Source organism: Microbacter sp. GSS18, from assembly GCA_029319145.1.
Lineage (GTDB): Bacteria > Actinomycetota > Actinomycetes > Actinomycetales > Microbacteriaceae > Microbacterium.
In genome coordinates, this window is record CP119753.1 from 123,381 (window position 1) to 138,308 (window position 14,928).

A 14,928-nucleotide genomic window follows, 5' to 3' on the forward strand; every position below is an offset into this window, starting at 1 on the left:
TGCCGCCCGAACGTCGGCATCATGGAGACATGACGACCGACGCCCGGGCCGCGCGCGCCCGCTACCGCCGCATCATGCGGTTCGCCTGGCGGTACATGGTCCAGGCGTGGTGGTTCGAGCTGTTCCTGCCGCGGGTGGGGCTCGGACCGTTCGCGGCGCGCGGCCGATCGGAGCGCATGCGGCGCATCGCCCGCAACTTCCATGACGTGGCGGTCGAGCTCGGCGGACTGATGATCAAGGTCGGCCAGTTCATGTCGAGCCGTCTCGACGTGCTGCCCCCCGAGATCACCAGCGAACTCGAGAGCCTCCAGGACGAGGTCCCGCCCGTCGACTTCGCGGCCATCCGGTCGCTCGCCGAATCGGAGCTCGGACGGTCGCTGGATCACGCGTTCGCGTCGGTCGACCCGGCTCCGCTGGCGGCGGCATCCCTCGGTCAGGCACATCGGGCGACGCTGCTCGAGTCGGATGCCGACGACACCGGGTTCGCGGGCGTCGTCGTGAAGATCCAGCGGCCCGGCATCGAGGACATCGTCGCGATCGACCTCACGGCTCTGCGCCGCGTCGCGCGGCTGATGAACCGCGTGCGCATCGTGCGACAGCACGTCGACCTGCCCGCGCTCATCGAGGAGTTCGCCGCGACGAGCCTCGAGGAGATCGACTACATCCACGAGGCCGCCAACGCCGCGCGCTTCGCGGAGGACTTCGCCGGCGACCCGCGTGTGCGTGTGCCCGAGGTCGCGTGGGAGCGCTCGACGCGACGCGTGCTGACGCTGCAGGACGTCTCGGCGATCAAGATCAACGACCACGAGGCGCTCCGGGCGGCCGGGATCGACCCGAGCGAGGTCGCCCGTGTGTTCGCCGACGTGATGTTCGACCAGATGTTCGCGCACGGCTACTTCCACGCCGATCCGCATCCGGGCAATCTGTTCGTGACTCCCACTCCGGAGGCCGCGGACGGTCCGGGCTTCGCGCTCACCTTCGTCGATTTCGGCATGATGGGCCAGGTTCCGGATCGGCTGCGCAGCGGCATGCGGCAGCTGATGATCGCGGTCGCGGGGCGCGACAGCAGACAGCTCGTCGGCGCCATCCGCGACATGGGCGTGCTGCTGCCCACCGCCGACACCGGCGAGCTCGAGCATGCGATGCGCGAGCTGTTCTCGCGCTTCGGAGGCATGGCGTTCTCCGAGCTTCAGCAGGTCGACGTCCGCGAGTTCGAGGACTTCGCGGTCGAGTTCGGCGAGACGATGCGCTCGATGCCGTTCCAGCTGCCCGAGAACTTCCTGCTCATCATCCGCGCGGTCTCGCTCACGTCGGGCCTGTGCAGCTCGCTCGATCCCGCCTTCAACGTGTGGGACGCGGCGGAGCCGTACGCGCAGCAGCTGCTGCGCGAGGAGCGCGGCAACATCGTGCAGTCCGTCGCGAAGGAGGTCTCGAGCGTGGCGGGCATCGTGGCGCGGCTGCCGCGGCGCGTCGACGACCTGGTCACCAAGCTCGACGACGGCAAGCTCGCGGTCGACATGTCGAGTCTGGACCGCAGATTCGCCCGTCTCGAGCGCCTCGCGCGCCGCGGCGTGTGGGGAGCCGTCTTCGGGTCGCTGCTCGTCGGCGGCGCGCTGCTGTACGGGTCCGAGGCGGCGTGGGGGACGACGCTCATGCTGCTGTCGATCCCACCGGGCCTCGCGGCGATCTTCTCCGGCGTGGGGCGTCGCGGGCCGCGCTAGCCGCGCCCGCCTCGCGACGCCGAACGCGACCTAGACTGGCCACGAGGGCGCTGGGCGCACCGGCGCCGAGAGGGCAGCCATGCCGGCATCGGATGACGATCTGTCTCCCGAGGAGGCGGAGGAGATCGCCCGTCATGCCCGCGAAGGGCGACTCGACACCGGCGATCCCGAGATCCGTCGCGTCGTGCACGAGGCGAACCGCGAAGTCGTGCGGCACTCGCTGTGGGGCGACATGCCCGTCAGGCAGCGCCGGCTGCTGCTGATCGGCGGCATCGCCTTCATCGCCCTGTGGGTGATCGGCCTCGCCGTGCCGCTGCTTCTGACCTTCGGGTCCGGTCCCTGACCGGACCGCGATCGGTTCGCCGCGGCCGTGACGCTCTGGCATCCCCGCGTGATTGTGAACGATGCGTTCACTATCTAGGCTGGGAGACATGACTGACGACTGGTGTCTCCCCCTCGCCGACCTGACCGCCGCCGATCTCGACACGGCGGGCGGCAAGGGTGCGAACCTCGGCGAACTCGTGCGCGCCGGGTTCGCCGTGCCCGCCGGATTCGTCGTGACGACAGGGGCGTATCGCGACGCGGTCGCCGGCATTGCAGGGCCGGCGCACGACACGGTGCTGGCGGCTGAGATGCCCGAAGCGGTGCGCGACGGCATCCTGTCCCGCTACGCAGAGCTCGGTGAGGGGCGCGTCGCGGTGCGCTCGAGTGCGACGGCCGAGGATCTCCCCGGGGCGGCGTTCGCGGGGCAGCAGGACACGTTCCTGGGGATCGAGGGTCCTGATGCTCTGCTCGACGCGGTGCGGCGCTGCTGGGCGTCGCTGTGGACCGAGCGCGCGATCGCGTACCGGGCGCGGCTGGGTGTCGACGACGGAACCGTGTCGATCGCCGTGGTCGTCCAGCGCATGGTGCCCGCAGATCTCGCGGGGGTGATGTTCACCGCCGACCCCGTCACGGGGGCGCGCGACCGTGTCGTCATCGACTCGAATCCGGGGCTCGGCGAAGCTGTCGTGTCGGGGCTCGTGACCCCCGACCACGCGGTGGTCGGCGCGGACGGGCGCGTGATCGAGCGGCACGCCGGCCGCGCCGAGACCGTGATCCGCGAGAGCGCGGCCGGCGGAACAGAAACGGTGTCGACGCCGGTGGCGACGCGCCTGACCGACACGCAGCTGTCGAGCCTGGCCGACCACGGGCGACGCATCGCGGCGCACTTCGGCCGTCCGCAGGACATCGAGTGGGCGGTCGTGGGCGATCGGATCTCGATCCTGCAGGCTCGGCCCATGACGGCGCTGCCGCCCGCGCCCATCGCGCTCACGCGGCGACAGCGGATCACCGGGCCGGTGATCCTCGAGCTCGTGCCGCGCCGGCCGTACCCGATGGAGGTGAGCGCGTGGATCGAGCCGAACGTCGGTCCGCACGTCGAGAAGCTCGTCGGCGGCGTCGTCGGCGCCCGGTTCTCGCTGCGCGACGTTCTGCCGGCCGAGGACGCGATCGTGCAGCAGTTCATCCCGCCGAACCCCGAGCCGACCCGGCGTGTGCCCAAGCGCATCGTGCGCACCCTGTCGCGCCTCGGGCGCGATCCGCGGGCGTGGTTCGACGATCCGCGCCGCGCCCGCTTCCAAGCCGAGGTCGACGCGCTCGCCGCCCGCGACCTCGGGCGGGCCGCGTGGGCGCAGCTCCTCGACATGCCGGCCGAGGCGGGGAGTGTCAGCGATCTGATGACCGATCTGCGCGTGGAGTACCTGCCCGCCGCCGGCGGTGCGATGGTGCGACTGCGGATGCTGCTGACGCTGCTCCGGCGGCGCGAGCTGTTCTCGACCCTTATTCTCGACGCCAAGACGGCCACGCAGGAGGCGAACGCCGCTCTCGCCGGCATCGCCGACCGGATCCGCGCCGCCGGTCTCGCCGACCGGGCCACGGGTCTCGACGGCCCCGCCCTGTACGACCTCGTGCGGAGCGAACCGGTGGCGGGCGACGTGCGGGAAGCTCTCGACGATTTCCTCGGCCGGTTCGGTCATCGTGAGACGTCGAGCGTGCTGCTGCCGAAGGACCCGACGTGGTCGGATTCCCCCGAGACCGTGATGGCCCTCGTCGCCGTGATGCTCGACGGCGACGCCGACGCGCGGCCGGACCACGATGCCGCGGCGGCCGCGGCCCTCGACGCCGTGCTGCGGCATCCGCTCATCCGCCGCACGCACTCCGAGGACCGGGTGCGACGTCTCGTGCACAAGGCCTCGGCCGGTGTGACCGTGCGCGAGGACACCCACTTCGAGCTCACCCGCACGATGCCGGTCGTGCGCGACGTGATCGCCGAGCTCGGACGTCGCCTGACGGATGCCGGCGCGATCGACGACGCGGGCGACATCTGGTTCCTCACGCTCGAGGACCTGCGCGGACTCCGCGGCCCCGACGACGCGCGCGCCGACCTGCGCGCGATCGTCGAGCGTCGCCGGGCGGCGTTCGCCGAGCTCGCCGGCTCCTCGCTGATCGCGCCGACCACGCTGTATCCGGACCTCGGCCGGGGCGATGTCGACGGGGCGCTCGCGAACGGGGTCGGCGGGGGAGGCGGCCGGGCGTCGGGCCCGGTGCGCATCGTGCAGGGTCCCGACGAGTTCGCGACCCTGCGGGCCGGCGAGGTGCTGGTGTGCCCCGCGACGAATCCGGCGTGGACGCCCCTGTTCGCCCGGGCGGCGGCAGTGGTCGTCGACAACGGCGGACTGGCGTCGCACGCGGCGATCGTGGCGCGCGAGTACGGCATCGCCGCCGTGATGGGCACCGGCACCGGCACCGCCGTGCTGACGACGGGGCAGCGCGTGATCGTCGACGGCGATCGCGGGGTGGTGCTCGCGGAGGACGACAGTGATGGCCGGGGGTGACCACCGCAGCCGGCCGCGCCGGCGCGGAGCCGCGCTCGAGGATGCCATCGTCGACGCGGCGATCGAAGAGCTGCGCGACGTCGGCTATGCCGCCATGACGATGGACGGCATCGCGCGGCGCGCGGGAGCCGGCAAGATCTCGGTCTACCGCCGCTGGCCCACCAAGGTCGAGCTCGTGCGCGAGGCCGCGTACCGGCTGGTGGGTGAGCCGGTGCTGCCCGCCGAGCCGAGCACGCTTCGCGCCGACCTCCTGGCGCTGTTCCGCACGATGGCGCGCGAGATGCAGGGCCCGGCGGGCGAGGCGCTGCGGGGGATCGTCTCGGAGTCACTGTCGGATGCGGCGGCTCCGGCGATCGCCGACGGCTCGCGCGGCGGCAGCGCGAGCATGATGCGCGAGATCGTGCGACGCGCCGTCGAGCGCGGCGAGGCCGTGGATCCGGATCCGCCGCCCGTTCGCCTGCACGCGGCCCCCGCGCTGCTGCAGCACCGCTTCCTGACGCACGGCGCCGCCGTCGACGACGCGTACCTCGTGCAGATCGTGGACGACGTCGCGATGCCGCTGCTGGGGTCGGCCCCGGTCCCGGCGCATCCGGCTCCCGGCCGCTGAGCGGCCGCGGCAAGACGAAGCGCTCCCTACGGAACTTCCGCCCGCAGCTCCTCTGCCCGCGGCTCCCGCGGCTCCCGCGGCTCCCGCGGCTCCCGCAGCTCCCGCAGCTCCCGCACGATGGTCGCCCATGTCAGCAGGAACGCGGGCTCGTCGAGCCGGCGTCGCCGCATCCACGACGTCACCTCGTCATTGCACTTGCTGGCGTTGCACGACCGGCACGCCGGCACGACGTTCTCGAGCGTGTACCGGCCGCCGCGCGAGATCGGCAGCACGCAGTCCTTCTGCAATGCCGCCCCTTCGCCGCCGCAATACGCGCAGCACTCCCACGCGTCGAGGATGAGCTGCCATTGCGCGTCGGTGAGATCGCTGCCGGATGCCGCGACGCGGCGCGACCGGCGGCGCGCGGCGCGCGCCTTGCGCGTCTGACGGACGGCCATGACCGAAGGCTATCCGTCCATCGTCGTGACACGGCGGCAGCCGTCAGCGCGTCGCCGGAACGTCCCGCTGCGTCGTGAGCACGCGGATGAGCGCGATGCCGCCCGCGATGACCGCGCCGATGGCCGCCGCGACGATGACCGGTGGCAGTGAGATCGACGGTTCGGTGAGCGCGGAGCGGAACACACTCGAGCCGTAGGCGAGCAGGTCGTCGCCGTTGCGGAAGATCACGCGGTTGCCGAGCGCGTTGGCGACGGCGGTCGTGACGGCCGGGGCGATCCAGATCATCGCGAGCGCGACGATCGCCGAGATCACGCGGCCCACGGTGTTGAGCCCCGTCCAGGCCATCGCGAGCCCCGTCAGCACCGGCGCGATCCACGGGACGATCAGCATCACGCCGGCGAACGCGCTGCTGGTGACTCCCGTCGTGAACAGCAGCGTGGTCGTCCACGCGGTCATCCCGATCGCGCCGGCGGTGAGACCGAGCAGGGCGCCGGCGCGGGGGGCGGCGGCGATGAGCATCGTGACCAGCACGCCGCTGAGGATCGACAGGCTCGTGCCGGTGACCAGTCCCACGATGTACATCGCCGATTCGAACCGGTCCTGCAGGCCTTCGCGCAGTACCATCGTGGCCTGCACCGCCGCCCAGCCCTGGATCCCCAGCACCCCGATCTCGAGGAGGAACAGGCCGACGCCGCGCAGGTGCAGGGCGCGGCCGAGGATGCCGGCGAGCGCGGCCCCGACGATGAGGTACGAGAACACCGGGATCACCGTCGTCTGGCTCAGCGGCAGCAGCGCGAACGGCATGGCGGACTGCGGTGTCGCGTCCACCCACAGGTCCTGCAGCGGCAGGCGCGCGCCGGTGAGCGCCCACGGACCGAGGCCGATGAGCGCCGCGAAGACTCCGGCGGGGAGGGCGAGCAGCGTCGCCCACCAGCGCTGCGCATCGGGGTCACGGGTCTTCTGCGCGGCGACCTCGCCCGTCGCCGGAGCGGGTTCCGCCGCCTGCGCCGCGGGCGCGGGCTCGGGCGGGGGCATGATGACCGTGTTGTAAGCGTCGGTCGCGTGCGTGTGCGTCGGCAGGCCGAGGGCGGCGAACTCCTCGTCGGTCTGTCGCGGCGGGTCCAGCTGCACCGTGTCGAAGGCATCCGTGTTGTCGGGCGCGGGTGTGATGCGGACCGTGTCGAAGCTGTCGGCGTCGAGCGAGTCGCGGTTCAGGCGGACGGTCTCGAATGAGTCCTCGTCGCCCCCCGGGGCGTCGATGCGCGTCGTCTCGGCCGCGTCGGCGCTCGTGGCGTCCGCTTCTGGCTCGCCGACTCCCGCGGTCGCGTCCGGGACGGTCTCGGGGGTCGGCTGCTCGTTCTCGGGGGTGCGGTCCATGCGGCATCTCCTGCGCGGGCGGCATTGCTCGGGTGCCGCCAGCCTAGGGGAGCGCGGGCGGGGGCGCGTGCGCCATTCCGCGCGGTCGCGCAACCCCGATGAGCCGCCGCCGGGGTGGTCGGCGGCGTCAGCCCTCGTAGCCGATGAGCCACGTGACGCCGAACCGGTCGGTCACCTGGCCGTCGAAGTCGCCCCACGGGCGCTGCTGCAGCGGGTCCAGGATCGTCCCGCCCTCCTCTGCCAGGGCGGCGAACCAGTGGCTGAGGACCTCTGGTGAAGCGGTGCCGAGCAGCGAGAACATGATGCCCTGAAGACCGAGCGGGGCGTCCTGCGGCCCGGCGTCGGCCGCGAAGAGCGTGACGGGACCATTGAGCATCCCGTGAGCGACGGCGTCGCCGGGCCCGTCGCTGCGCCCGAAGTCCTCGAACGTGTTGATCTCGAGATCGCCGCCGAAGACGTCTCCGTAGAAGGTGAGGGCGTCTCGTGCGGTGCCCGGGAAGTGCAGGTACGGCGTGAGTCCGGTCATGATGCCCACGGTAGGGCGGGCCGCCGACAGGGGGAAGGCCTCGCGCCGTGCGATGCATCCGGCCCTCGCCGTCGTGCATCGCAATAGTGTGGAGGAGCAGGCGAGAGGAGCTCCATGTCCGAACGCATCCTGATCATCGGTGGCCACGGCAAAGTGGCGCTGCTGCTGGAGCCGATGCTCACGCGGCGCGGCGACACCGTCACGGCGGTGATCCGCAATCCCGAGCACGCGCCCGACGTCGTCGCCACGGGAGCCGCGCCGCTCGTGGCGGACGTCGCGACGATGGACACGGCGCAGCTGGCCGAGCTCATGCGCAGTCACGATGTCGTGGTGTGGTCGGCCGGCGCGGGCGGCGGCGACCCGGCGCGGACCTACGCGGTGGACCGCGATGCCGCGATCCGCTCGATCGACGCCGCCGCGACGGCCGGTGCGCGTCGCTACGTGATGGTGTCGTACTTCGGGGCGAGGCCGGACCACGGGGTGCCGCCTGACCACTCGTTCTTCGCGTACGCCGAGTCGAAGGCGGCGGCCGACCAGCACCTGCGTGCCAGCGGTCTGGACTGGACGATCCTGGGACCGAGCGGGCTCACGCTCGACGAGCCGACGGGCCGGATCGACGCGGACGCCGAGTCGGCGGGGACGGTGCCGCGCGCGGATGTCGCCGCCGTGATCGCCGCGACCATCGCCGACGACTCGACCATCGGGCGGACCATCCGCTTCAACGCCGGCGACGACGAGATCGCCGCGGCGATCTCCGACTGACGGCCGGATAGGCGCGGGCCGCCGGTCGTCGTGACGTTCACGGCGGGTCCATCGGTAACTCTTATGCCGTTCTCAGCTGTGGTCTGACCACAATGGGTAGAATTGTCCTGTCGCCGATTGCGGTGACAGGGGGAGCGCGCCGGTCTCGACCGAGCGCCGACTCCCCGTTCGGCCGGGCTGCGCCCGACCCGACGCCCCCCATCCGACATACGTTCCAGCGTTGTCGGCCCGGCGCGCGCTGCTCCGTCCCCCCACGGATCGCGCTGCGCGACCGTGCGGCCGACTGTCGGCGCGGTGCGCTCTGCGCACGCGGGTCATACCCGAGGGTGCGGTTCGGCCGTCCCCGGATTCGGCGCCGTCGCGCGCCGCTGGCTCGTTCTCGCCCCGGCCTCTGCGCGCCGGGCCCGCACATCACTCCGAGCGCAGCCCGCGGTTCTCCATCGCCTGGCGCATCCGCGCGCGTCCGTGCAGGCTCGCGGCGTTCCGCACGCGCGCGAGCACCGTCGGCGTCCACGGCCGCGCACGCCCCTGGGTGGCGTAGTACGCGGCCACCGTCTCGTCGTATTCGGCGATCGCATCGGCATCCGGCGTCTGATAGGTCTCGCGGTGCCGCACGACCGCCTGGGGGAGGCGCGGCTTGACGCCGGCCGGATCGGATGGGTCGGGGTGGCCGATCGCGAGGCCGGCGACCGGGAACGCGCCTGCGGGAAGCCCGAGCAGGTCGCTGAGCTCCTCGGGGTTGTTGCGCACCGATCCGACGTAGGTGGTGCCGAGCCCCAGAGACTCGGCGGCGATGACGGCGTTCTGGGCCGCGATGCCGGCATCCACGAATCCGACGAGCGTGCTCTCGAGGAAGTCGATGCCGCCGGTCGGTGCGTCGCGCCGCTCGGCGATCATGCGGTTGCGGGCCCAGTCGACGACGAAGACGAGGAACACCGGGGCGTCGCGGATGAACTGCTGGTCGCCCGCGAGCACGGACGCCTTCGCCTTGCGCTCGGGGTCGCGCACCTCGATCACCGACCACGCCTGCATGTTCGAGCTCGTCGCCGCCGACTGTGCGGCCGCGATGATCGCCGTGATGTCGTCGTCGGCGACGTCCTCGGCGGTGAAGCTGCGCACCGAGCGGTGCCGCAGCTGCAACGCGATCACGTCGTTCATCGACGGCGTCGGCTCGGGCGCGGCGTCGCCGTACCGGGCGGCGAGGGTCTGGTCGAGGATGTCGGGAGCAGTCGTCGCGTCGGCGGGAGTCATGCTGTGAACGACCGCGGCAGTGGCCGGATTATTCCCGGCGGCCGGCGGTCGCGCGCGTCACGCCCGCCGGTAGGTGGCCGTGACGGGGCAGTCGAACGGGTCGCGGGCCGCGAGGCCGACGCGGTTGAGGTAGTCGATGACGATGCCGTACGACCGCCACAGCGACGTCTCGGTGTACGGCACGTCGAGGTGACGGCACTGATCGATCACGATCTCGCGCGCCTTGGCCAGGTGGGGGCGAGCCATGCTCGGGAACAGGTGGTGCTCGATCTGGTAGTTCAGTCCGCCCATGAGCCATGTCGCCCACCAGCCGCCGCCGATGTTGCGCGACGTGCGCACCTGCTTGCTGAAGAAGTCGAGCTTGGCGTCCGGCGCGATGACGGGCATGCCCTTGTGGTTCGGGGCGAACGAGGCGCCCATGTAGACGCCGAACACCGCGAGCTGCACACCCAGGAACGCGAACGCCATCCCGAGGGGCAGGAACATGAAGACCGGCACCACGAAGATCGCGAAGCGAGCGGCCAGCAGCCCCAGCTCGATGAACCTGCCCTTGACCGGCTGCCGGCTGAACAGGTGCTGGAACGCGAGGAAGTGCAGATTCAGACCCTCGAGGGTGAGGAGCGGGAAGAACAGCCACCCCTGGCGCTGGGTGATGAGACGCCGGAGGCCGCGGGCGCTCGCCGCATCCGTGTCGAGGAACGAGATCGTGTCGACCTCGATGTCGGGGTCCTTGCCGACGCGGTTGGGGTTGGCGTGATGGCGCGTGTGCTTGTTGGCCCACCACGAGTAGCTCATGCCCACGATGCCGTTGCCGAGCACGCGTGCGAGCTTGTCGTTGGCGGGTCCGGAGGCGAGGATCTGCCGGTGGGCCGCTTCGTGCGAGAGGAAGGCCACCTGGGTGAACAGGATGCCGAGGGCGCCCGCGATGAGCAGCTGGAACCAGCTGTCGCCGAGCAGGACGAAGCCGGTGACGGCGCCGCCGAATCCGAGCGCGATGGCGATGCCGACGATTCCGTAGAACCACGGCGCTCGGCGCATCAGGCCGGTTTCGCGGGCGATCTGCGCGACATCCGTGTAGGCCCGATTGATGGGCGGGAAGTCCTTCGTGCCGGCGTAGGTCTGGCGGATGGGTCCGAGCCGCGGCTCGAGGGTGCTGGAAGAGATGGGGATACCCCGGTTTCGATCGTGACCGCTTTGGCCGTTGCGGAGCCAAAGGCGGTTGCCGATCGCTGATGCCAGGCTACGGGGTCCCCCATGGCGCGGCCGGAATATAGGGCGATTCCCAGGCTTCCGTCGGCATACGTGCACGAAGCGAGGCCCTTCAGCAACGCACCGCCGAGGCGACTCGCAACCACCGCGATGCCGCCTCGCCGGGGGCGCTGCAGCGCGGGGCTTCGTGCGCTCAGCCCTCGAACATGAGGCTCAGCGACCACGTCGTCGCGTGCGCGAGCGTGTCGGCGAGTCGCCGGGCATGATGCCGCGCCGTGTCGAGACCGGACGTGGCATGGACGTCGATCGCCAGCGGCGGCGGTTCGCCGAACTTGGGGATCTCGATCTGGGCCCACACGCCGTCGGCGAGCGGGATGGTGGGGGTCGAGGTCCCGGCGCCGATCACGCGCGATCCGACGGCCTCCGCGATCGCGGTGAGGGCCTCGAGCTTGTCCACGGCGTCGGCCGCGACGATCGTCGCGACGGCGGTGTCGGTGCGGTCGGCCTGCATGCGCCCAGTCAACCACCGGATGGGCGGACCGGGGCGGTCGTCAGTCGGACGGCTGCCATGCGACACCGAGGACGTGGGCTCGGTCGTGCAGGCGCTTGTCGCGCGTCCGCATGGCGGCCGAGCGCCATGCGGACACTCTGGCGACGCGCGGCCGTCGATGCCGAGGGTGGCCTGCGTGTGTGGACAGGTCGCCGGCCGAGCGTGCCCGGGGAGGAAACCGGCATCATGTCGGCATGAGCATCCCTGCACCCGACGCCGACGTTCCGGCGCGGGTGCGCGAGCTCGCCGGCTCCGCGCGCCTGGCCCCGGTGTGGCGCAACGACGATGGCGGCGTCACCTTCGAGGCGACGGATGCCGACGGCGCGCGGTTCATCAAGTACGGTCCCCGCAGCGCCGAGACCACCATGGCCGACGAGGCGGCGCGGATGCGCTGGGCCGCTCCGTTCACGCCGGTGCCGCGCGTGCTCGATGTCGGAGGCGACGACACGCATGAGTGGCTCGTGACCGCGGCGCTGCCCGGCCGGAGCGCTGTCGACCCCCGCTGGATCGCGGACGCCGCGACGGCGGTGCGGGCGATCGGCGAAGGACTGCGGGCGCTCCACGACAGCCTGCCGGTCGCCGCTTGCCCGTTCCGATGGGACGTCGAAACGAGGTTTGCGAAAGCCGGCGCCCGACGCATCCGGATTCCCGCCGACCTGCGTACGCCACCGCCCGTCGATCGCCTCGTGGTGTGCCACGGCGACGCGTGTGCCCCCAACACACTGATCTCGGATGCCGGCATGTGGACGGCGCACGTCGACCTCGGCGCCCTCGGCGTCGCCGACCGCTGGGCCGACATCGCCGTCGCGGCGCTCAGCACCGGCTGGAACTACGGCCCCGGCTGGGAGCACGCGCTCGTCGAGGCGTACGGCGTTCCGTTCGACGCGGTGCGGATGGAGTACTACCAGCGGCTGTGGGAGGCGACGTAGCGCTCAGAGCGACAGATGGAGGCGCAGCGCGGCGTCGACGGCGCCCATCTGCTCGGCACCCAGCCACCCCGTGACGGCGCTCACGCGTGCGATCGAGACCGTCCGGACCCGCTCGGCCTGCGCCTTGGATGTGCGGGTGAGCCCGGAGCTCTCGGGATCCACGAGCACCTGGAACCCATGCACCCGTGCGACGTTCGAGGTGAGGGGAACCACGGTGATGACGCCGCGGTCGCTGCGGAGCGCACTGGCGTTCGCGGTGTTGTTGCTCACGACGATGGCGGGGCGGGTCTTCGCTGCCTCAGAGCCGACCGCGGGGTCGAGATTCACCAGCACGATGTGTCCGCGTCGGAGGAGCGGGAGCGCATCGCTCACGCGGCTGAGATCCCGTCGCCCGATGTGGCATCCCACGCGTCGTCGTCCCACTCCTCGAAGGCCTGGGCGTAGGCATCCGCGAGGCGGCTCTCGCGCAGCATCCGCGCGGCGTCCTGCACGGCCGCCGATCGGCTCGGGTAGGCGCCCGACAGGGTCTCGGAGTCGAGGAAGGCGACGTCGGCATCGCTGAGGCTCAGACTGACCTTGGCGTACGACATGCCTTCATGCTCCTTCGGTGGCAACGTGATTGCTACCGTGTGCCGTTCGGCGCGGTCCCGAGGGACTACTGCCAGCGGCTGTGGGAGGCGACGTAGGTCGCCGGTGTGAAGCCGCAGCGCCGTCCCGCGCCGCGACCGATGAAGTCGGGGCTAGGGGCACCGCGCGGTGAACGCCGGGATGACGACCTGTGCCGATGGCTGCGGCTGGGAGTTCGCGGTATAGCTCACCGTCAGGACTCGGCCGGCGTACTGGAAGGCCGCGGTCGTCTGGAAGTGGACCTCGGCCTCCCATTGACCTGAGGCGATGACCCCGGAAACGGGCAGGTTGGTCGGGGTCGCGTTCTCGGCGGTCACCCCGGTGACGCTCACGTTGATTCCGTCCGCTCCGGTGAACATGATGTAGGCGCGAATGGCATCCGGCGGATTCTGAACGACGTGACAGCCGACGCCGGCGGAGTCCACGCTGACCAGCTGCGAGGCGGCGAATGCCGGCACAGCGGCCGCGACCATCACTACCGGCACAGCCCACGCGGTTCCTCTGACCACGGTCCGCCGGCTGACGGCGGAACGGCCGGTGTCGGTGGCCGGGTCGACGTTGCTCATGGTGCTCCCCACAGATCAGTCGCTCGCAACGACGTGAGCACGATGCGACGTCTTGTAGAAGTATCCGGCGTCCAGGCGCGCAAAGTCCAGGCTGGCGGAGCCGCGGCACGGCGGGTGCTACCCGCCGTGAAGGTCCGATCGGACGGCCCGCGCGACCCGCTCACCCGACACGAGCGCGCCCTGGATCGACGCGGTGTCGCGGTGATCACCGGCGACGTAGACGCCGTCGGTGACGCGGGCCGGAGCGGTCAGGCGCAGCGGCGCACGCTGGGCCGGGAGCGCGTGCGGGATGTCGTCGCGGCGCAGCAATCGCCACGAGGCGGCATCCGCTCCCCAGATCTCGGTCAGGTGCGCCCGCACGTGCTTCTCGGTCGGCGCCGCCGAGGAATCGGTGCGCGCCGCCGTCGGCAGCAGGCACGTCGCCTCGACGAGGTGCCGGCCGGCCGGTGCGTAGGACGGGGCGGTGCGCGACATCACGACGGTGTTGACGACCGGACCGTGGCGGCGTCCGTCGACCGACAGCAGAGCGGATGCCGGCGCTGCGCCGTCCGCCTCGAACCACCACGTCTGGAGCCCGCGTGTCTCGGGCGCGGGGACGTCGACGAGGGAGGAGACGGCCTCGGGCCCCACCGCGACGACGACGGCGCGAGGGCGCGGCGTATCGCCGCCGTCGATGGCGACCTCGACCGCCGAGCCCCGGGAGCGGATGCCGGTCACGCGCTCGCCGAGACGGATGCGTGCGCCGACGGTCTGTGCAGTGGCCGCGAGCTGGGCGGGCAGCGCTGCGATGCCGCGCTCGGGGACCCCCGGCCGCCCGAGCGCGAACATGCGGATCAGCAGCCGCACGAACGCGTCCGATGATTCGCCGGTGTCGTCGGCGAGCACCCCCGCGAGGAAGGGCTCGAGCACCTCGTCCCTGATCGGTCCGCGCAGACCCAAGGCATCCCACGCTCCGCGCAGCGACCGGTCGGGGCCGCGCTTCACCCGCCCCGGCTGCAACAGCGCCGGCCCCGCCCAGCGTACGAGCGCCACGGCATCCGCCGGGCTCACGAGCCCGCTCCGCAGCGTCGGCGCGATCGAGAGCGGATGCCGAAGCGGATGCCCGAGCAGAGCCACCCCGTCCTCGCGCCGCACGCGCACGCCGACGGGGAACGAGCGCATCCCGAGGGCGTCGACGTCGATGAGGCGCCGCACGGCCGGGTACGCCGGGTTGAGGACCTGGAACCCGCGGTCGAGCAGGAAGTCGTCGACGGTGTCGGTGCGCTGACGTCCGCCGACGACGTCCTCCGCCTCGAGCACGACGACCTCGTGGCCGCTCTTGGCGAGGACGGTCGCGGCGCGCAGCCCCGCGAGCCCGGCACCGATCACGACCACATCGGGGGACTCCATACCCGCCACCATAGGGGCCAGACGAAGCGCACGGGCCGGCCCCGGCACCCGCCTGGCGGCATAGGGTCATGACGGGTGGCGCGACGTCTCAGCGCCGGAG

General features: G+C 71.9%; 16 protein-coding genes. 6 read left to right on the forward strand and 10 right to left on the reverse strand.

The window, feature by feature from the left end:
* Positions 1-29: 29 nt before the first annotated feature.
* From P0L94_00570 to P0L94_00585, 4 genes are all read left to right on the forward strand, one after another.
* Complete coding sequence (locus P0L94_00570) at positions 30-1,721, forward strand: AarF/UbiB family protein (GenBank protein ID WES64578.1); 1,692 nt, start codon at positions 30-32, stop codon at positions 1,719-1,721.
* 79 nt (positions 1,722-1,800) lie between these two features.
* The gene (locus P0L94_00575) at positions 1,801-2,064 is read left to right on the forward strand and encodes a hypothetical protein (GenBank protein WES64579.1); all 264 of its coding nucleotides are present in this window, start codon (positions 1,801-1,803) and stop codon (positions 2,062-2,064) included.
* A gap of 88 nt (positions 2,065-2,152) precedes the next feature.
* Positions 2,153-4,597 carry a PEP/pyruvate-binding domain-containing protein gene (locus tag P0L94_00580; protein ID WES64580.1) on the forward strand — a complete coding sequence of 815 codons (2,445 nt, stop codon included), beginning with the start codon at positions 2,153-2,155 and terminating at the stop codon, positions 4,595-4,597.
* Positions 4,584-5,204, forward strand: a complete 621-nt coding sequence (locus tag P0L94_00585) for a TetR/AcrR family transcriptional regulator (protein ID WES64581.1) — start codon at positions 4,584-4,586, stop codon at positions 5,202-5,204. Before P0L94_00580 ends, P0L94_00585 begins: the two co-directional genes overlap by 14 nt.
* Before the next feature lie 26 nt (positions 5,205-5,230).
* Here the strand turns inward: P0L94_00585 and P0L94_00590 are convergent, their stop codons facing one another.
* The 3 genes from P0L94_00590 to P0L94_00600 all read right to left on the reverse strand — a co-directional run bounded on the left by P0L94_00590 (position 5,231) and on the right by P0L94_00600 (position 7,545).
* Complete coding sequence (locus P0L94_00590) at positions 5,231-5,641, reverse strand: HNH endonuclease signature motif containing protein (protein WES64582.1); 411 nt, start codon at positions 5,639-5,641, stop codon at positions 5,231-5,233.
* A gap of 43 nt (positions 5,642-5,684) precedes the next feature.
* Positions 5,685-7,019, reverse strand: a complete 1,335-nt coding sequence (locus tag P0L94_00595; protein ID WES64583.1) for a hypothetical protein — start codon at positions 7,017-7,019, stop codon at positions 5,685-5,687.
* Between the two features lie 127 nt (positions 7,020-7,146).
* Positions 7,147-7,545, reverse strand: a complete 399-nt coding sequence (locus P0L94_00600) for a VOC family protein (GenBank protein ID WES64584.1) — start codon at positions 7,543-7,545, stop codon at positions 7,147-7,149.
* A 114-nt stretch (positions 7,546-7,659) separates the two neighbouring features.
* On the opposite strand from P0L94_00600, the gene P0L94_00605 reads away from it, so the two are divergent.
* Entirely contained in the window at positions 7,660-8,307 is a 648-nt protein-coding gene (locus P0L94_00605) for an SDR family oxidoreductase (protein ID WES64585.1), read from the forward strand.
* A gap of 411 nt (positions 8,308-8,718) precedes the next feature.
* Here the strand turns inward: P0L94_00605 and P0L94_00610 are convergent, their stop codons facing one another.
* The 3 genes from P0L94_00610 to P0L94_00620 all read right to left on the reverse strand — a co-directional run bounded on the left by P0L94_00610 (position 8,719) and on the right by P0L94_00620 (position 11,278).
* Positions 8,719-9,558: an NADPH-dependent oxidoreductase gene (locus tag P0L94_00610; GenBank protein WES64586.1), complete on the reverse strand. Its 840-nt coding sequence runs from the start codon at positions 9,556-9,558 to the stop codon at positions 8,719-8,721.
* Positions 9,559-9,615: 57 nt separating this feature from the next.
* On the reverse strand, positions 9,616-10,596 hold the full coding sequence (locus P0L94_00615; protein WES64587.1) for an acyl-CoA desaturase: 981 nt from the start codon (positions 10,594-10,596) through the stop codon (positions 9,616-9,618).
* 364 nt (positions 10,597-10,960) lie between these two features.
* The gene (locus P0L94_00620) at positions 10,961-11,278 is read right to left on the reverse strand and encodes a hypothetical protein (protein ID WES64588.1); all 318 of its coding nucleotides are present in this window, start codon (positions 11,276-11,278) and stop codon (positions 10,961-10,963) included.
* A gap of 233 nt (positions 11,279-11,511) precedes the next feature.
* Between P0L94_00620 and P0L94_00625 the strand changes: the two genes are divergently transcribed.
* Positions 11,512-12,246, forward strand: coding sequence for an aminoglycoside 3'-phosphotransferase (locus P0L94_00625; GenBank protein ID WES64589.1), 735 nt, complete (start codon positions 11,512-11,514; stop codon positions 12,244-12,246).
* 3 nt (positions 12,247-12,249) lie between these two features.
* Here the strand turns inward: P0L94_00625 and P0L94_00630 are convergent, their stop codons facing one another.
* The 4 genes from P0L94_00630 to P0L94_00645 form a co-directional block, all read right to left on the reverse strand.
* On the reverse strand, positions 12,250-12,618 hold the full coding sequence (locus P0L94_00630) for a type II toxin-antitoxin system PemK/MazF family toxin (protein WES64590.1): 369 nt from the start codon (positions 12,616-12,618) through the stop codon (positions 12,250-12,252).
* Positions 12,615-12,836, reverse strand: coding sequence for an antitoxin (locus P0L94_00635; protein WES64591.1), 222 nt, complete (start codon positions 12,834-12,836; stop codon positions 12,615-12,617). The genes P0L94_00630 and P0L94_00635 overlap by 4 nt, the downstream gene beginning before the upstream one ends.
* A 150-nt stretch (positions 12,837-12,986) precedes the next feature.
* On the reverse strand, positions 12,987-13,439 hold the full coding sequence (locus P0L94_00640) for a hypothetical protein (GenBank protein WES64592.1): 453 nt from the start codon (positions 13,437-13,439) through the stop codon (positions 12,987-12,989).
* Positions 13,440-13,556: 117 nt separating this feature from the next.
* Complete coding sequence (locus tag P0L94_00645) at positions 13,557-14,828, reverse strand: NAD(P)/FAD-dependent oxidoreductase (GenBank protein ID WES64593.1); 1,272 nt, start codon at positions 14,826-14,828, stop codon at positions 13,557-13,559.
* Positions 14,829-14,928: the final 100 nt, after the last annotated feature.